Source organism: Exiguobacterium sp. TNDT2 (assembly GCF_003331145.1).
Taxonomy (GTDB): Bacteria; Bacillota; Bacilli; order Exiguobacteriales; family Exiguobacteriaceae; genus Exiguobacterium.
Window position 1 is genome coordinate 1 of record NZ_QLVE01000022.1, and the last position, 16,710, is coordinate 16,710.

Consider the following 16,710-nt stretch of genomic DNA (forward strand, 5'->3'; position numbering starts at 1 on the left):
ATATAAAATATTTATAGATACGTGTAGTATCTTAGAAGATGGAAATTCACTGTTTTGGGAAAAAATGAGTCCTTATTTAAAAGATGCTAAAAGTCGAGTATTTATTGCACAACGAGTCATCGATGAGTTAGACAAACACGTAAATCAAAAAAAAGACCCTAGCTTAGCTGCTAAAGCGTCCGAAGCAAAGAAACTATTGGCGGTTTTACAACAAGCTGATTTAATCGATATACGTGGCGAAGCATCTGACGGATTTGCTGATAATGTTTTTCTAGTCGTGTTCACAAAATTCCGACTTCACCACAATTTGCTCCTAATTACGCAAGACCGCAAACTGACAGCGGATATTGAGGCACTCAATCAGTCTCAGTCCGTGAAGTCCTCAAAACGGATTGAAGTTCGAAAAATTGCTGTGGATGGATCACTTGTTCCGATTAGTGCCTTTCGATCAGAAGGTTCAAAGTCAAAACCAACAAGTGCATTGTCTGAAAAAACGGATGTGAATGCGTTTAAACTTTCCAGCCAAGTGACATCAATTCCTAAAACCCCACTGAAGTTGACACATAATCCGTTGTTTGAAGATACTTTTCAAGATGAGACGGGGAAACAGGTTTGGTTGAAAGAACAAATTGCTTCGGGTGGCGAAGGTATCATCTACCGTACGAACAGCGACTTGGTTGCAAAAATTTATAAGCCAGATCAACTCAACCAATGGCGATTTGAAAAAATTAAATTGATGTTGACACGCCAAATTGACGAGCCAGGTATAAGTTACCCACGACATTTACTATTCAATGCTTTAGGAGAGTTTGTCGGATATTTGATGCCTGAAGCGAGAGGAAAAGAGTTACAGCGTAGCTTGTTTATCAAACCTCTCTTGTATAAAAATTTTCCTAATTGGAAAAAAAATGATACTGTTCGTCTTTGTTTGACTATCTTAGAGAAAATTAACTATTTGCATAATCGAAACATCATACTTGGGGATATTAATCCAGCCAATATTTTGATTGTTTCACCAACTGAAGTATATTTTGTTGATACGGATAGTTATCAAATCGAAGGATTTCCTTGTCCAGTTGGAACGATTAATTTCACTGCACCTGAAATCCAACGTAAATCATTTGATTCATTTTTACGGACATTTGATCAAGAACGATTCGCCGTTGCAACATTATTATTTATGATTATGTTGCCAGGGAAGTCACCTTATGCTCAACAGGGTGGAGAAAACCCTATCGATAATATCATCAATATGGACTTTTCCTATCCGTTCGGCGACCGGTCGAATAAAAAAACCCCGGAAGGACCATGGCGATACATTTGGAGTCATTTGCCGTATGCGCTTAAAAAACTTTTCTATGAAACGTTCCGAAAAGGAGAATCGCTCGGTCCAGGCAATCGTTTGGCACTTAGCGCCTGGTACGATCAATTTTCTGAGTATGAGCGATTACTCGTCAGCGGAATACTGACGTCACAAGATGAAATGGCCATGGAATTGTTCCCAACACGGCTAAAGAAAATTGCCAAGCTTACATATAAGCCGTGTCGCCTTTGTCATGAAGAAAACGTAGAAGGTCAACTTGTCTCTGGAATATGTCGTGCTTGTTTGCCCAAAGGAGAATACTATAACTGTGATTCATGTGACGAGATGATTCTCTACACAAATGAGCAAAGATTAGTGAAGCAGCAAAAACGCTTCTCCATCTGCAGAAATTGTCACGATAAACGAAACGAAGTTTGGACGCACGTTGTATGTGGCGATTGTGGTGCCCGTTTTGGAATTACAAATAGTGAACATGATTACTTTGCCGCTAAAGGGCTGCATGTTCCTAAACGTTGTGAAAGTTGTCGGAGAGAGAGAAGAACTAATGGAAGATCGGTTCCGAAACCTCCACCAGTAACACCAGTGAGCAAGTCTTCCGAACAGAATGATTCATCCGCAATGGGTTCAATATTAAAAATATTAGCGAACTTTTTGTCTCGCTAGTACAAAGGAGAAGTTATCATGAATGAAAACCAATTAATGATTTTACGTCAGGAAGATTTAGTTAATAACCCAACCGCTCGGGTACCAGTATGTCTGTGTCTCGATGTAAGTGGTTCGATGGATGGCGCACCAATCCGTGAATTAAATGAAGGGATTCGCCACTTTTATGAAGCTATTCAAGCAGATGAAACAGCTCTATTTGCTGCTGAAATTAGCGTTGTTACGTTTGGAGGATACAATGAAGCTGTATGCATCGAAGACTTTGCCAATATTGATCGACAAAGTGTCCCCGTCGTTCGCGCGGGAGGGTTAACGCCGTTAGGAGAAGGCGTTGAACTTGCATTAAACTTGCTTGAACGCCGCAAACAAGAATATAAAGATAAAGGTGTCGATTATTATCAACCATGGCTCGTCCTTATGACGGATGGTGCTCCTAACGGTGATGCCGACGTTTTGCGTGATGCAATTCAGCAGACCATTAGTCTTGTCAAAGAAGAAAAACTAACGGTTTTCCCAATTGGTATTGGACCCGAAGCCGACATGTCTATGCTTGGAAAATTTTCTCCAACTCGACAACCACTTCGCCTTCAAGGTCTAAATTTCAAAGAATTTTTCGCGTGGTTGAGTAGTAGTGTGTCTCGTACATCGATGTCGACTCCCGGCGAAAAAGTGAAACTTGATGTTGATGGTATGCAGGGGTGGGCGGAACTTTGACAACATGGAAGGTTGCTTCTGCAGCAACGATTGGACGTTCTCATATGCGCTTGGGAATCCCCTGTCAAGATGCTGTATTCTCTATCATGGATGACTCTTGCTGTGTCTCCGTCTTATCGGATGGTGCTGGCTCGGCTTCTCAGTCCGAAGCAGGTGCTCATCTTGTCAGCGAGCGTCTTGCAAGATTCTTTCATCGTTCTTTTGACCGCTTATATCAGCTCGATAGTCAATTGTTTAAACAAGAAGTGGCAGCCCTAATCTCGGCCTGGATTGATGAAGAAGCGGAAAGTCTCAACTGTCAACGTAAAGAGCTAGCTGCTACAGCTCTCGTGGCAGCCATATCGAACGGTCGTTTTTTATTGCTCCATGTTGGTGATGGTGTTATTGGCTACTCAAAAGAAGGTATTACACAAGTTGCGTCGATGCCAAAAAATGGCGAATTTGCAAATGAAACCGTATTTGTGACATCTTCTAATCTTGAAACTCATATGACTATTTTTAAGGGAACGACAGAGTTAATTGATGGGTTTATTTTAATGTCTGATGGTACTGCCGAAAGTCTCTATGCAAAACGACAAAAACAACTTGCCCCGGGCGTTAGCCGGCTTCTCGCTCAAAATGTACTTTACACTTCATCGTTCATGAATGATTTGCTTAAACAGAATCTCAATCATGTCATACGTCAACAAACACACGATGACTGCTCTCTAGTGGTCATGAGTCGACCATCTAATGCATATCGCACCTACAGACAGTTATCTTTACGAGAGAAATGTGATGTTCTAGGTGTTTCGTATCTCCACCGTCGTTTGACGACGAAGCGACTCGAACGAACGTCCTATTTGCTAAGTTTTTTAGATACGCCGATGACTATCAAACAGTTGGCGATTCAAATGAGTACGAAACCCCGATTTGTCGAACGGCAACTTGGACAACTTGAAAGACGTGGGTTGGTTAGTCAAAATGCTGGAAGATATCAGGCGTAAGAAAAAATCAACATAGTATGGTTTACTATGCGTCCTCAATCCTTCCCAACAATCCCGGATTAACGTCCGAATGCGGTCTGTTTAGACCTCTTGTATCTCGATGGTCTTGTTGAGCGTTCCGCTCATCCATTCGTGTTTGGTCGCCTCATCGTAGCTCAGCTAGGCTGTCATGACGGCGAACTTATAGAGAGGGATAAGGTGTCCTGAAGTTCGCTCTCTGGCGAACATATAGTTAAGAAGGAAGGGAACGTCATCCTCTTTATCAAAGCACTGCCGGAAGAACTGACCGAAGTGAAACTCATCGGTAATGATCCGTGCTATGCGAACTATGAACAACTCGCTGAAGGCCGCTAAGAATATACCGTTAACGTGGAAAAATGATGAAAACGGCTCTTCTCCTCATCAACGCGGAAAAGAGTCGTTTTTCCTTGCCTGTAAGTCTTTAGGCGGTCTCATATAGAAGAATAACCACCAAAACGCGCTGAAAAACATGAATCGCTGCAACAGGCCCATGAAGTCCGGCGCCAGCCACATCCCGAGCGATACAACGATGGCGATCCCGGCAAGTGAAAAGCCAACGAGGCGCTGTCTACCACGGGTCATGAAACCGTGCCCTACCGCGAGGAACGTGAACATGAAGCCGGTCGTACTCGCGAAAACAGAATGTAACTGGTCATGGAACACGTCGACCGGGATACCGCCGAGGAGCGGTGCATGACGAAAGACACCCGTCAAAAGGAGACTGATCCCGAAACACACCCCGATGACTTGATGGTACAAAGATTGTGTCTTAGCCAAGACGATGCTAGCCGCGAGACCAAGGGCGATAAATGTTACGTTCATGACCCAGGCGTGAGGTGAACATTGGGCGCCCAGATGGCTCGTCGTATTCTCGACGATCGAATACCCTTCAAAGCTGAAAAAGGGCAAGACGAGCGAGACGAAGACGAACACGAGAAACGTCAAGCGAGCCATCGCGAGCACGGGATTCATCGCTGATGCGGCAACGGGATCGTCAATACGTTCCAATTGTCTCCGGCAAACAGCTTCGCGAGATAGACGATTTGCCCGACGTGATAGCTGTAGTGCGACACTTGTTTCTCAATCGCCCAGATGACGCTCTTCTCTTCGCCGCGGATGAAGACGGTCTTGCCGATGTCTTCTGGTGTGAGGCTCGCCAAGACGTCGTCTAACAACTGCCAGCGTTCGTCCCACGTCGCCATCAGTTCGGCTCGTGAAAACTGCTGGTCTTCGAACTCGGCATCGCGGTTCCGGTCCGGCTTCTCGCCGTCCGTCGTCAAGAAGTCGGTCCAACGTGACAACATATTGTTCGAGATGTGCTGCACGATGACGGCGAGCGAGAGCGTGTCTTTTGCGAGCACGCGGTGCAAATCGTCGTCGCTCACTTGGTGTAAAGCGTCCTCGGCGAGCTGTTTTTGTTCTTGAAAGATGTGGCGGACTTCCGTCACATAACGTTGTTCAAACATGTTGGTTCCTCCTTATGTAAGTATCTCTATCCCATACCCGAAATTAAGAAAAGACGAACAGGAGTCCCTGTCCGTCTAGGCGTGTTCGGCCCGAAAGTCTTCCCAATGCGACCGGGCCTGGGTGCGGATTCGCTCTGACACCTCTTTACTGCCGAGCAAGATTCCATACCAGCGCCGGGCTTCTTCGTAAAATCCGAGCGCGGCCGACAAGTCGGCGATGCGCAGCATCAATTGGTCGTACGGCAGGCCGGTCCGGACTTGGTCCGTATACCCTTCCTGCACCTCGTTATACTTGTCGAGCGTCCGCTTCATCCATTCCCGCTCGGCCGCCGCATTCCCCGTCAGACGATACATCCAGACGAGCCGCATCCCGAGCATGGCGACGACGGACGGCTTCTGTCCACTCAGTTGAGTCATGACGGCGAACTTATACAGCTGGATGGCGTGCTCCGGCGTCCGGTCGCCTTGAAGCGTCTCCGGGTTGACCCGCGACAGATAGTTCGTCTCGAGCGCCTCGCGGTTGTTCTTCCGGACCTTATCGAACGAGTCGTGGAAGACGAGATGACAGTGACTGCAGACGACCGGTTCGTACAAGTACGGGTTCTCGCCATCATACGTCGTATAACCGTCCTTCGCGACGTCCTGCGGCCGAATGTGGCGCGACAAGATGCGCGGCGTCTCGCTCTGCTTTAGACAATACGGACATTTCACTTTTTTCGAAAAGATATGTTCTGCCATGGTTCACCTCACACGTATACGTTGACGAGCAGGCCGCGAATCTCGCCGACCTGGTCGAGGAGGGACAAGCGTGACGCTTCCCCTGAGATGACCTGGTCCGTCAACGCGAGCAGTTTCTGGTCGACCTGCTCGACAATCTTATAGATTTTGGCACGGCCGCGGCGGTTGAACCCGCGTTTGTCCTCGAGGCGGAGCGCCGCGTCGACGGCGTCTTTCATAAAGTCTTTAATGAGCTGCTTATATTCGGCGAGCGACTCGACCGTCTGGCTCTCGGCGAGAAGCTCGCCTTTCTCGTGGATGGCCGCGATTTGGCGTTGGAAGCGCTCGTGCTCGCGGTCTTCACGTTTTTGACCGATGACGTTCTGGAACGAGACGCCGGGCTCGGCCTCGGGGCGTTTCGCCTTACCTGTGCCGTGAAGCGACTGCGTCTCCATGATGCGACGAATGTCCATCTAATCCGTCCTTCCTTAGCTTAGTTCAGTAATTGTAACACGCCTTGCGGCAATGCGTTCGATTGGGCGATCATCGCCATGCCGGACTGGTTCAAAATGTTTAGGCGGGCGAAGTCCATCATCTCACGGGCCATGTCGGCGTCGCGGATGCGTGACTCGGAGGCGGTCAAGTTTTCGGTCCCGATTGAGACGACGCCGATGTTCGCCTCGAGCCGGTTTTGGATGGCACCGAGTTTCGAGCGTTCGAGGGAGACGTCGTTGATCGCCTTATCGAACTTGGCGATTGCGTCGCTCGCACCTGCTTGTGTCGTGATGTCGAGCCCGTCGATTCCGAGGGCGCCCGCGCGCATATCGGCGACGTTCAACAGGACGCCCTCACCGCTGCCGGCACCGAGTTGGAAGAACAGCGTCTCGTACCTTTCAATATATTCGCCGTTCATGATTTTCTTCGAGTTGAACTCGGTCGTCTCGGCGATGCGGGTCACTTCTTCTGTCAACGCATTGATTTCTTCTTGGACGGCTTTAGTGTCGTCTTCACTGAGCGTGCCGTTCGCGGCTTGGACCGACAGCTCGCGCATGCGCTGAAGGAGGGAATGCGTCTCGTTCATGCCGCCTTCGAGTGTCTGCGTGAGCGAGATGCCGTCGAGCGTGTTGCGCTCGGCCATCGACAGCGAGTCGAGACGGATGCGCATCTTCTCGGAGATGGCGAGGCCGGCCGCGTCGTCAGACGCCTTGTTGATGCGGACACCGCTCGAGAGGCGGTCCATCGTCTTTTTCATCGTTGCCTGGTTGAGCGACAGGGACGTGTAGGCTTTGAGCGCTTGGACGTTATTCGTAATTTTCATAGCGGTTTCCTCCAATCGATACGGGTTGCAGCCGGGCGTTCTCAATCGCCTCGCCCCACGTCTTGTCGAGCTCGGACGCGAGGCCGTGGAGCTCTTCGATTTTATCCATGTCTTGTTCGATCAGCGCCTCGAGGCTCGATTTCGCCATGTAGAGGTAAAGCTCGTCGAGTTGCGCCGAGATGATGCCGCCGCCGTCGTGGAGCCCTTGATGGAGCTTCGCGAGCAGCTCGCGTGCTTGGCGCAAGTGGCGGTTCCGCTCGGCGATGGTCGCCGTGCCGGCTTGTTCATAGTGATAGACGAGCGCGTGGAGCATCGCCTGGGTCAGCTCTTGCGGGCTCATCTCGTATAGTCGGTTCGGGTTCATGATGGTTCTCCTTTGATGGTGTCAAGTTCTTCAATCAGCAATAGCACTTCGGCCATCACGTCATACAGCTCTGGCGGAATCGCGTCCCCGAGGTCGAGGTCGAGCAGGTGGCCAAGGAGCGAATGGTCATGCTCGATGGCGACGCCGCGTGATCTCGCCTCGTTCAAAATCTTATCGGCGACGGCGCCCGTCCCGCGGGCGACGATGACCGGGGCCCGGTCGGTCGTCTCGTCATAGCGGACGACGGCGGCCGTCTTTCGTTTCGTCAAATCCATACGTTGATACATAAGCGCCTCCTAAATGCGGAAATCATAGCCGGTCGTCTCGAGTGTCGGACGCTCGGTCTCCGGTTTGTCCGTCTTCGTGAGTGGACGGAACTGGGTCGTCACGCTGCGATAGCCGATCGCCTCGAGCGTCGTCTCAATGTTCGAGAGGAGTGGGCGCGCGATTCGTTCGACGGTCGGGTCATCATGTTCGAGCGTGAGCCGGAGATTCCGGTCGATCGCTTCGAGCTTGACGCCGATCTCGCCGAGGCGTGGCGTCTCGAGCCGGATGTAGAGCACGCTGTTCTCCCAGTCGACGACGTCCCCAGCCTCGCGGTTTTGGATGTGGACGTGGATGCCGGTGTCGATCTCTTGGACTTTCGCCGGCAAGGCGAGGATGAGCTGATGGAGCTGTCCGCCGTCGAGCCGGTTCAACGTCTGTTGGACGTGGAAGAACGAGGCGAGACGGGCCGCTTCTGGTGAGGCCGCGTCCGAGCGGAGCGACAAAGCCGATGCTTGAACGGTTTGCGCCGTCTGGGCTTGCGCGTGTTGCTGCGCGGCGGTCTGGACGCGCTGGGCCGTCTCTTGGATGACGCGGCCGGATAAGTTCGGCTCGACCTTGAACGGCGTGACGTGAGGCAGTTCGCCGGCCCGGGTCGCTTGATGCGGGATGTATTCGAGCCGGACGTGGTTCGGCACGTACCGGAACTCGTTCAAGTTGGCGCGCACTTCCTTGATGAGCGCGGCGCTCTCGGCGGGTTTCGTCGACAGCAGGCCGAGGGCGACGTTGAGCTTCGCCGTCATCGCGACGAGCGCCTTCTCTTGTCTGGCGTCGGTATGTAACAAGGCGTCCGTCTTTTGGATGAGCTGCGTCAGCCGGGTCGACACCGTCTCGAGCGCGGGACGCGCCTGATGCGGGTTCGTCTCGACGAGGGCGGCGACTTGGCCGAGCTGTTTCGTCACCGTCACTTGTTCGCCTCTAAACGAGTTCGTCACGGTCGCGAGATGCGTCGTCACTTCTTTGACGAGCACCGGGCGTCCGAGGACGGGCGGCAACGCCTCGCGCGGCTCGATTCGCATCGGGCGCGGATTCGGCAACTCGTTGATGAGCCGGTCGACCGTCTCCGGTGTCGGTGTCATACGCTCGCTGACCGGACGTGACAGGTTGACGTGCTCGATGAACCGTTCTTTTTGCGGATACGGGGCGTCGGGCGCCGGACGGGTCACCAGTTGTCTCGCTTCATCTAATGACGCGACGGCAATCTCTCGGGCGACGTCACGCGGGATAGTCGGAGCCTCGATCGTCTTCAGCCAAAGGACGGCGTCGCGCATGTCGCCTTTGAAGACGGTCTCGAGCAGACGGACCGTGTCCTCGTTCATCGGCAGCCGTCCTGATTGGAGCAGGCGGCTGACGGCGCTCCGCACTTCGGGCGGGAGTGACGCAAGGAGCGCCTGAATTTTCGCATCGGGTTTCACCGGTTGGCCGCTCGAAGTGTCCGGGGTGTCCGGCTCGGGCTTGGCGACGATCGTCGCGATGAGCTGTCCGTCTTGTTCGGCGAGCGTCAATTGGAACGGGTTCGTCTTCGGCAGCCCGTTCTCGAACGTGACCTCGACGTGTTCGCCGTTGATTTTGACGATGCCGGTGTCGGGGCCGGTCTGTTTGACGAGCTCGGCCTTGTAGACGCGGTTCGTCTGGATGCCGGCGGTGACCGCGATGGCCGCGGTCATGGGGGCTTGGATTTGCATAGTTGTCACCTCGACCCTTATATCGACCTCTTTTTCAAAAAGTGAAGTGAATTCGACAGAAAAAAACCTCCCGTCAAGGCGACGGAAGGATCAAGATTCGAGCAGGGCGCTCTGGTTCAATTGCTGGAACCGGGCGACGAGTTCGCCTGTAGCTTTCAATTGGTTTCTCAGGACGTACGCAGTGGCGTTCGATTGAATGGTCTGTCCGGTTTGGGTGACAACCAAGCCGTGCGGCACATCGTCGAGTATCGCGATGTCACGGACGTGGGACCAGGCGTACCACTCGCAGTCGTCGCGCTTCGGCGATTTCGTCGGGAAGAAGACGAGCCCCGTCATCGGGTCGATGACGACCGGTACTTTGCCCTTGACGCCGGCGACCCGCTTGGCGATAAAGATTCGTTCTTCGATCGAGCTGTTATACTGACGGCAAGAGAGTTGTAACAATTGATACGGCCTCAAAGGGGTCGAGATCTCGGTTCCGTCTTCGAGTATGATCCGCGACTGCTTCATGACATCGAAGCAAGGCAAAATCGCCACGGTTCGCTTTGTGATGCGATATTTTTCCTCAGAATAGTAGGGGCGCATACGCTGCACCATCCTCCTCATATTAAATTTTCAGGATCGAGCGAGACACAATAGCACAAACCTAAATCATCTCTTCCATGATATATCACAAAAAATGTAAATTCAACAAAGGGATATGCAAAGTAGGGAAATATAATTCCAATGTAAGCCAAAAAAGAATTCGTTTACAAAAAATTGAGAAAGTGTTTGTCACGCCTTCAAGAAGGTGGTAAGATAACCGATAGAGGGAAAGCCTCTGTATTCTTCAATGGTGAAAGGAATGGATTTACACATGGTAGGTAAAGTAAAATGGTTTAACTCAGAAAAAGGTTTTGGCTTCATCGAAGTAGAAGGCGGCAAAGACGTTTTCGTACACTTCTCTGCAATCCAAACTGACGGCTACAAATCACTTGACGAAGGTCAAGAAGTTGAGTTTGAAATCGTTGATGGCGAGCGTGGCCCACAAGCGGCTAACGTTGTAAAATTATAATTTCAAACCGTGAGTCGGCTCCTGATGGGGTCGGCTTTTTTGTTTTTCTCCCATAACGTATTCGAAAGCAAAATCGCGTTTAAGAACGGGCAGAACGGGTAGTTTGTTTTTATACCGCCGATTCGCACTGGAGACGGGATGTTCGGAACAAATTTGTCATTATTTTCTGATGATAACGTTTTCAAACGATTCGGATTCGGGGTATACTATACATGAGCCACCTGGTTCCACTTTCTTTATAGGAATGAAGCAGGAGATTCGGTCCAGTTCGACGAATCATTGGGTCAAGCGGTTATTTTAAGGAGGAGTTCAGATGATTTATAACATTCGCGGCGAAAACATTGAAGTCACACCAGCCATCCAAGACTATGTCGAGAAGAAGCTGGAAAAATTGACTCGGTATTTCACAACTCCTACGGATGCACAGACGGCCTACGTCAACTTGAAAGTGTACAACGAGAAACAAAAAGTGGAAGTGACGATCCCGATGCCGAACTTGTTGCTCCGTGCCGAGGAGACCAACCTCGATATGTATGCGGCAATCGACCTCGTCGTCGACAAATTGGAACGTCAAATCCGGAAACACAAAACGAAACTCAACCGTAAAGGGCGCGCCAAAGAAGGCGGGATCGGCGAGTACTTCAAGTCACTCGAAGGCCCCGAGGACGTGGTCGTCTACGACGAGGACGAGGCAGAACTCGAACTCGTGCGGACGAAGCGTTTCACGCTCAAACCGATGGACACGGAAGAAGCGATTCTTCAGATGGACATGCTCGGTCATAGCTTCTTCGTCTTCTCGGACGCAGAGACGGGCAACACGAACGTCGTCTACCGTCGAAAAGATGGCAAATACGGCTTGATCGAACCAGAATAACTCAACCTTGACATCACACGGCCCTCCGACGCGGAGGGCCGTTTCGTTTTGCCTTTCCTTGAAAGCAGGGGTCACTTCGGTTAAACTGTACATTAGGGAAAAAACATGCATTTTTCAATGAATGCAGAGGAGATAAAACGTATGGCGAACTTTTTGAAAGATCTATTTGCTCCACAGAAACGAGTATTGAAAAAAGCAGAAAAAGCGGCCGACCTCGTCGAGTCGTTCGCCGAACCGGTCAAGGCGTTGTCTGACGAAGCACTCCAGGCGAAGTCGATCGAGTTTCGTGAGCGCCTAGCCAAAGGTGAGACGCTTGACGATATCTTGCCGGAAGCGTTCGCGGTCTGCCGTGAGGCATCTGAACGCGTCCTCGGCATGCGCCACTATCGCGTCCAGCTCATCGGGGGCTATGTGCTCCATAACGGCGACATCGCCGAGATGAAGACCGGGGAAGGGAAGACGCTCGTCGCGACCCTCCCGGTGTATTTGAACGCGCTCACAGGCCGCGGTGTCCACGTCGTGACGGTCAACGAATACTTGGCCCGTCGTGACAAAGAACTCATGGAACCGCTCTACTTCGCGCTCGGCCTCTCGGTCGGCCTCAACGTGTCGAACATGGACCGTGTCGAGAAGCAGGCGGCGTACAACTGCGACATCACCTACTCGACGAACAACGAGCTCGGGTTCGACTATCTGCGTGACAACATGGTCCTTTATAAGGAAGACCGCGTCCAACGCGAGCTCTACTTCACAATCGTCGATGAAGTCGACTCGATCCTCGTCGATGAGGCGCGGACCCCGCTCATCATCTCAGGTTCGGCCCAGAAATCGACGGAGCTCTACACGCGGGCCGACGCCTTCGTGCGGACGCTCAAGATCGAGGACGATTACACGGTCGACGTGAAGACGAAATCGGTCCTACTCACGGACAAAGGGGTCGACCTTGCCGAGAAGTTCTTCGGCATCGATAACTTGTTCGCGATCGAGCACGTCTCGGTCAACCACCACGTCGGGCTCGCCCTTCGCGCCAACGCCGTCATGCACCACGACGTCGACTATATGGTCCGCGACGGCCAAGTCATGATCATCGACCAGTTCACGGGCCGGGTCATGGACGGGCGCCGCTACTCGGAAGGGTTGCACCAGGCGATCGAGGCGAAAGAAGGCGTCGAGATTCAACGCGAATCGATGACGCTCGCGACGATCACGTACCAGAACTACTTCCGCATGTATGAGAAGCTCGCCGGGATGACCGGGACGGCGAAGACGGAAGAAGAAGAGTTCCGGAACATCTACAACATGCAGGTCGTGACGATCCCGACGAACAAACCGATCCTGCGGGAAGACCGTTCCGACCTCATCTTCAAATCGATGGAAGGCAAGTTCAAAGCCGTCGTCGACGAGATCATGGCCGCCCACGCGACGGGACAACCGGTCCTCGTCGGGACGGTCGCCGTCGAGACGTCGGAGTATTTGAGCAAGCTCCTGTCGAAGAAGAAAATCAAACATGAAGTGTTGAACGCGAAGAACCACGCCCGTGAGGCCGAGATCGTCGAGAACGCCGGACAAAAAGGCTCGGTCACGATCGCGACGAACATGGCCGGACGCGGAACCGACATCAAGCTCGGCGAAGGCGTCATCGAGCTCGGCGGATTGTACATCGTCGGCACCGAGCGCCACGAGTCGCGCCGGATCGACAACCAGCTCCGCGGACGGGCCGGACGACAAGGGGACCCGGGTAAATCCCAGTTCTACTTGTCACTCGAAGACGAGCTCATGCGTCGCTTCGGGACGGACAGCCTCCAGAGCATGATGGAGCGTCTCGGCATGGACGACACGCAACCGATCGAGAGCCGCATGGTCTCAAAAGCGGTCGAGTCGGCCCAAAAACGTGTCGAAGGCAACAACTACGACGCGCGCAAACAGCTCCTCGGCTACGATAACGTCATGGCCGACCAACGGAAGGTTATGTACAAGGACCGGGCGAGCATCCTCGAGAACGAATCGGTCACGGACATCGTCCGTTCGATGATTCAAGAGACGGTCGAGACGGGCGTCTCGCAATACACGCCGCTCGAGCTCGTGCCGGAAGAATGGAACATCGAGGAACTCGCGCACTGGGCCAACCAGACGCTCGCCCTCGAACAGCCGGTCGAAGGCAAGGACTTCTTCGGCAAAGAGCGCGAAGAGATCATCGAGCTCCTCGCTGAACGCACGAACGCGCAGTACGAGGCGAAACGTCAACTTGCGCCGCCGGAACGATTCAACGAGTTCGAGAAAATCATCGTGCTCCGTGCCGTCGACTCGCACTGGATGGCGCACATCGACCATATGGACCAGCTCCGTCAAGGGATTCACTTGCGCGCTTACGGGCAGAACGACCCGCTCCGTGAGTATCAGGCGGAAGGGATCAACATGTTCGACGCGATGAACGCGGCCATCTCTGAAGAAGTGACCGGCTTCGTGCTCCGTGCCGAAGTCGGCGACAACCTCCGACGCGAGAAAGTCGTCGAGGAAGAAGTGGCGGTGTCCGGCAAGGACGATGCGCCGGTGAAGAAAAAACCGGTCCGTCGCTCGGAAGATCAACGGCTCGGGCGCAACGACCCGTGCTGGTGCGGTTCAGGCAAGAAGTTCAAGAACTGCCACGGCAAACAACAGGCTTAATTTTGAAAGAGGCGGGCCCGCTCGCCTCTTTCCTACGGAAAGGTGACCTACACTATGGAAATTTCAGATATTCGCAACGAACTCGAGGCGATGGCGAAACGCCTCGAGAATTATCGCCAATCGCTCAACCTGACAGAGAAGCAGGCCCGCATCGCCGAGCTCGAGAACGAGATGACGTACCCGGACTTCTGGGACAGCCAAGAGAAGGCGCAAAAAGTCATCGACGAGTCGAACGCGCTCAAAGCGATGGTCGACAAATACCAAGAGCTCGCCGATGGGCATGAAGACGGCGAAGTCACGCTCGAACTGATCAAGGAAGAGCCGGACGCCGAGATGCAAGCCGACTTGGCCGAGATGGTCACGGCGCTCAAGGCCGACTTCGACGCATTCGAGCTCGAGATCCTCTTGAACGGGCCGTATGACGCCAACAACGCCATCCTCGAGCTTCATCCGGGGGCGGGCGGTACCGAGTCGCAAGACTGGGCGTCGATGCTTCTCCGGATGTATCAACGTTTCGCGGACAAGCAGGGCTGGAAAGTCGAGACGGTCGACTATCTTCCGGGTGAAGAGGCCGGTGTCAAATCGGTCACGCTCCGCATCGTCGGACATAACGCCTACGGGTATTTGAAAGCGGAGAAAGGGATTCACCGGTTGGTCCGCATCTCGCCGTTCGACTCGTCGGGCCGCCGCCATACGTCGTTCGTCTCGTGCGACGTCATGCCGGAGTTCGACGACGACATCGAAGTCGACATCAAGACCGAGGACCTCCGCATCGACACGTACCGCGCGTCGGGCGCCGGCGGTCAGCACATCAACACGACCGACTCGGCCGTCCGGATCACGCACGTGCCGACGGGCGTCGTCGTCTCGTGTCAGACGGAACGTTCGCAAATCAAGAACCGCGAGTCGGCGATGAAGATGCTCAAGGCGAAACTGTATCAGCGCGAACTCGACGAGCAGCAACGCAAACTCGATGAGATTCGCGGCGAGAAGACGGACATCGGCTGGGGCAGTCAGATCCGTTCGTACGTCTTCCACCCGTACGCGATGGTTAAAGACCACCGCACGAGCTATGAGGTCGGGAACACGGGCGGCGTCATGGATGGGGACATCATGGGCTTCGTCGATGCTTACCTCCGCAAGACAAATATGTGATGCACGTGGCTCAGGGACTTTTGTCTTTGGGCCACGTTGTATGTAGAGGAGAAAACCTTTAATGAAGCAAATCGTCAAAGACTACATCTATTTACTGACCGGGTCCGTCTTCGTCGCCTCGGCGTTCAGCTTATTTTTATTGCCGAACAACCTCGCCTCGGGCGGCGTCAGCGGCATCTCAATCATCACGTACGAGCTGTTCGACATCTCGCCGGGGGCGTTCCAGCTCGTCTCGAACGTGTTGCTGCTCCTCGTCGGCTGGATGATTCTCGGGCTCGGCTTCGGCGTCAAGTCGCTCGTCGGGTCGATCTTCTTGCCGGGCGTGATCTTGTTCTATGAGGCGATTGACGCGGGAGCGGCCGTCAACGACACGCTGCTCGCGGCGATCTTCGGCGGGGCCGGCGTCGGCATCGGGCTCGGCCTCATCTTCCGAGGACGGGCCTCGACTGGCGGGATGGACCTATTGGCCCAAATCCTACATAAGTTCACCCATATCCCGCTCTATCTCTGTATCGCCATCCTCGACGGGGCGGTCGTCCTCGTCGCCGCCGTCACGTTCTCGTTCACGACGGGGCTATACGCGCTCATCGCCCTCTTCATCACAATCAAGATGATCGACTTCGTCCAGCTCGGCTTCACACAGGACAAGATGGCGTACGTCATCTCGGAGAAGCGGGACGTCATCACGCGCGCCGTCTTCGACGAGCTCGACCGCGGCGCGACGGAGATTCAAGCGATCGGGGCGTACTCGCGTCTCGAGCGCCCGATGCTCCTCGTCGTCGTCCGTCAGAACGAAGTGAGCCGTCTGAAAGAGATCATCCGCCGCATCGACCCCGATGCGTTCCTCATCTTCAGCGAGGCGCACGAGGTGATGGGGCAAGGGTTCACGTCGGACAAACGCTATATCAACGTCCCATGAGTTGTGGAATCTTTGTGTATTTTTCGTGAGATAGGTTAGAAAGCGGTTCATAACGGCTATAATGGTAAAAGTAGGTTATTTCTACAACTTAGGAGGGGAACCCTATTATGAAGAAATGGATGATGGCAATCGGACTCGGCGCCATGCTCACGCTCGGTGCGTGCGGCGGTGGCGATGAAGAAGAGACGACAAGCAATGGGGATGGCGCGACCACGGCGTCGGTCGACGCAGAGGCGGTGTACGCTCAAAACTGTGCGGCTTGCCACGGGGCGAACTTAGAAGGTATGAGCGGTCCGAAACTTTCGGACGTCGGTGCCCGTCTATCGGCGAGTGACATCGAAGAAATCATTCGTAACGGGAAAGGCGCCATGCCTGCGAACGTGATCGAGGACGACGAAGAGATCACGGCTGTCGCCGCTTGGCTCGCTGAGAAAAAATAAGCATGGAGAACCGCGAGACGAC

At 53.3% G+C, this 16,710-nt stretch carries 18 protein-coding genes; 9 read left to right on the plus strand and 9 right to left on the minus strand.

The genetic code is table 11. The annotated features are described in order from the left end of the window. The 3 genes from DPV68_RS10405 to DPV68_RS10415 form a co-directional block, all read left to right on the plus strand. Positions 1-1,987, plus strand: a 1,987-nt coding sequence (locus DPV68_RS10405; protein WP_114166759.1) for a zinc-ribbon domain containing protein, incomplete at its 5' end; no start/stop codon positions are given. Between the two features lie 18 nt (positions 1,988-2,005). Then, positions 2,006-2,701, plus strand: a complete 696-nt coding sequence (locus DPV68_RS10410) for a vWA domain-containing protein (RefSeq protein WP_114166760.1) — start codon at positions 2,006-2,008, stop codon at positions 2,699-2,701. Continuing rightward, complete coding sequence (locus DPV68_RS10415) at positions 2,698-3,687, plus strand: PP2C family serine/threonine-protein phosphatase (RefSeq protein WP_114166761.1); 990 nt, start codon at positions 2,698-2,700, stop codon at positions 3,685-3,687. The genes DPV68_RS10410 and DPV68_RS10415 overlap by 4 nt, the downstream gene beginning before the upstream one ends. Positions 3,688-4,089: 402 nt before the next feature. Here the strand turns inward: DPV68_RS10415 and DPV68_RS10420 are convergent, their stop codons facing one another. The 9 genes from DPV68_RS10420 to DPV68_RS10460 form a co-directional block, all read right to left on the minus strand. Beyond that, positions 4,090-4,716: a DUF998 domain-containing protein gene (locus tag DPV68_RS10420; RefSeq protein ID WP_157964167.1), complete on the minus strand. Its 627-nt coding sequence runs from the start codon at positions 4,714-4,716 to the stop codon at positions 4,090-4,092. After that, entirely contained in the window at positions 4,677-5,174 is a 498-nt protein-coding gene (locus tag DPV68_RS10425) for a DUF1572 family protein (protein WP_114166763.1), read from the minus strand. Before DPV68_RS10425 ends, DPV68_RS10420 begins: the two co-directional genes overlap by 40 nt. Positions 5,175-5,249: 75 nt before the next feature. Beyond that, positions 5,250-5,912: a DUF2225 domain-containing protein gene (locus DPV68_RS10430; RefSeq protein ID WP_114166764.1), complete on the minus strand. Its 663-nt coding sequence runs from the start codon at positions 5,910-5,912 to the stop codon at positions 5,250-5,252. Between the two features lie 8 nt (positions 5,913-5,920). Continuing rightward, entirely contained in the window at positions 5,921-6,364 is a 444-nt protein-coding gene (locus DPV68_RS10435) for a YaaR family protein (RefSeq protein WP_114166765.1), read from the minus strand. A 20-nt stretch (positions 6,365-6,384) separates the two neighbouring features. Then, the gene (locus DPV68_RS10440) at positions 6,385-7,209 is read right to left on the minus strand and encodes a flagellin N-terminal helical domain-containing protein (protein ID WP_114166766.1); all 825 of its coding nucleotides are present in this window, start codon (positions 7,207-7,209) and stop codon (positions 6,385-6,387) included. Beyond that, positions 7,193-7,573 carry a flagellar protein FliS gene (locus DPV68_RS10445; RefSeq protein WP_114166767.1) on the minus strand — a complete coding sequence of 127 codons (381 nt, stop codon included), beginning with the start codon at positions 7,571-7,573 and terminating at the stop codon, positions 7,193-7,195. Before DPV68_RS10445 ends, DPV68_RS10440 begins: the two co-directional genes overlap by 17 nt. Continuing rightward, positions 7,570-7,860, minus strand: a complete 291-nt coding sequence (locus DPV68_RS10450) for an EscU/YscU/HrcU family type III secretion system export apparatus switch protein (RefSeq protein ID WP_114166768.1) — start codon at positions 7,858-7,860, stop codon at positions 7,570-7,572. The genes DPV68_RS10445 and DPV68_RS10450 overlap by 4 nt, the downstream gene beginning before the upstream one ends. 9 nt (positions 7,861-7,869) lie before the next feature. After that, positions 7,870-9,582, minus strand: coding sequence for a hypothetical protein (locus tag DPV68_RS10455; protein ID WP_114166769.1), 1,713 nt, complete (start codon positions 9,580-9,582; stop codon positions 7,870-7,872). A gap of 90 nt (positions 9,583-9,672) precedes the next feature. Then, on the minus strand, positions 9,673-10,179 hold the full coding sequence (locus DPV68_RS10460; protein WP_232819601.1) for a competence protein ComK: 507 nt from the start codon (positions 10,177-10,179) through the stop codon (positions 9,673-9,675). Positions 10,180-10,438: 259 nt separating this feature from the next. Between DPV68_RS10460 and cspD the strand changes: the two genes are divergently transcribed. The 6 genes from cspD (at position 10,439) to cccB (ending at position 16,688) form a co-directional block, all read left to right on the plus strand. Next, positions 10,439-10,636, plus strand: a complete 198-nt coding sequence (cspD, locus tag DPV68_RS10465) for a cold-shock protein CspD (protein WP_024370455.1) — start codon at positions 10,439-10,441, stop codon at positions 10,634-10,636. A gap of 313 nt (positions 10,637-10,949) precedes the next feature. Further along, positions 10,950-11,510 carry a ribosome hibernation-promoting factor, HPF/YfiA family gene (hpf, locus tag DPV68_RS10470; protein WP_114166771.1) on the plus strand — a complete coding sequence of 187 codons (561 nt, stop codon included), beginning with the start codon at positions 10,950-10,952 and terminating at the stop codon, positions 11,508-11,510. Positions 11,511-11,651: 141 nt separating this feature from the next. Beyond that, positions 11,652-14,174: a preprotein translocase subunit SecA gene (gene secA, locus DPV68_RS10475; protein WP_114166772.1), complete on the plus strand. Its 2,523-nt coding sequence runs from the start codon at positions 11,652-11,654 to the stop codon at positions 14,172-14,174. A gap of 54 nt (positions 14,175-14,228) precedes the next feature. After that, positions 14,229-15,329 carry a peptide chain release factor 2 gene (prfB, locus tag DPV68_RS10480; protein ID WP_114166773.1) on the plus strand — a complete coding sequence of 367 codons (1,101 nt, stop codon included), beginning with the start codon at positions 14,229-14,231 and terminating at the stop codon, positions 15,327-15,329. Positions 15,330-15,390: 61 nt separating this feature from the next. Continuing rightward, positions 15,391-16,248 (plus strand): YitT family protein, encoded by an 858-nt coding sequence (locus DPV68_RS10485; protein ID WP_114166774.1) that lies wholly within the window; start codon positions 15,391-15,393, stop codon positions 16,246-16,248. A gap of 107 nt (positions 16,249-16,355) precedes the next feature. Continuing rightward, positions 16,356-16,688 carry a cytochrome c551 gene (gene cccB, locus DPV68_RS10490; protein ID WP_114166775.1) on the plus strand — a complete coding sequence of 111 codons (333 nt, stop codon included), beginning with the start codon at positions 16,356-16,358 and terminating at the stop codon, positions 16,686-16,688. Positions 16,689-16,710: the final 22 nt, after the last annotated feature.

What these genes read in the sequence shown, in the direction of transcription:
- DPV68_RS10460 (WP_232819601.1), bottom strand. Translation starts at nt 10,179, where the DNA reads ATGGTGCAGCGTATGCGCCCCTACTATTCTGAGGAAAAATATCGCATC.
- DPV68_RS10445 (WP_114166767.1), bottom strand. Translation starts at nt 7,573, where the DNA reads ATGAACCCGAACCGACTATACGAGATGAGCCCGCAAGAGCTGACCCAG.
- DPV68_RS10440 (WP_114166766.1), bottom strand. Translation starts at nt 7,209, where the DNA reads ATGAAAATTACGAATAACGTCCAAGCGCTCAAAGCCTACACGTCCCTG.
- DPV68_RS10410 (WP_114166760.1), top strand. Translation starts at nt 2,006, where the DNA reads ATGAATGAAAACCAATTAATGATTTTACGTCAGGAAGATTTAGTTAAT.
- DPV68_RS10435 (WP_114166765.1), bottom strand. Translation starts at nt 6,364, where the DNA reads ATGGACATTCGTCGCATCATGGAGACGCAGTCGCTTCACGGCACAGGT.
- secA (WP_114166772.1), top strand. Translation starts at nt 11,652, where the DNA reads ATGGCGAACTTTTTGAAAGATCTATTTGCTCCACAGAAACGAGTATTG.
- DPV68_RS10455 (WP_114166769.1), bottom strand. Translation starts at nt 9,582, where the DNA reads ATGCAAATCCAAGCCCCCATGACCGCGGCCATCGCGGTCACCGCCGGC.
- cspD (WP_024370455.1), top strand. Translation starts at nt 10,439, where the DNA reads ATGGTAGGTAAAGTAAAATGGTTTAACTCAGAAAAAGGTTTTGGCTTC.
- DPV68_RS10450 (WP_114166768.1), bottom strand. Translation starts at nt 7,860, where the DNA reads ATGTATCAACGTATGGATTTGACGAAACGAAAGACGGCCGCCGTCGTC.
- prfB (WP_114166773.1), top strand. Translation starts at nt 14,229, where the DNA reads ATGGAAATTTCAGATATTCGCAACGAACTCGAGGCGATGGCGAAACGC.
- DPV68_RS10485 (WP_114166774.1), top strand. Translation starts at nt 15,391, where the DNA reads ATGAAGCAAATCGTCAAAGACTACATCTATTTACTGACCGGGTCCGTC.
- DPV68_RS10425 (WP_114166763.1), bottom strand. Translation starts at nt 5,174, where the DNA reads ATGTTTGAACAACGTTATGTGACGGAAGTCCGCCACATCTTTCAAGAA.
- hpf (WP_114166771.1), top strand. Translation starts at nt 10,950, where the DNA reads ATGATTTATAACATTCGCGGCGAAAACATTGAAGTCACACCAGCCATC.
- cccB (WP_114166775.1), top strand. Translation starts at nt 16,356, where the DNA reads ATGAAGAAATGGATGATGGCAATCGGACTCGGCGCCATGCTCACGCTC.
- DPV68_RS10430 (WP_114166764.1), bottom strand. Translation starts at nt 5,912, where the DNA reads ATGGCAGAACATATCTTTTCGAAAAAAGTGAAATGTCCGTATTGTCTA.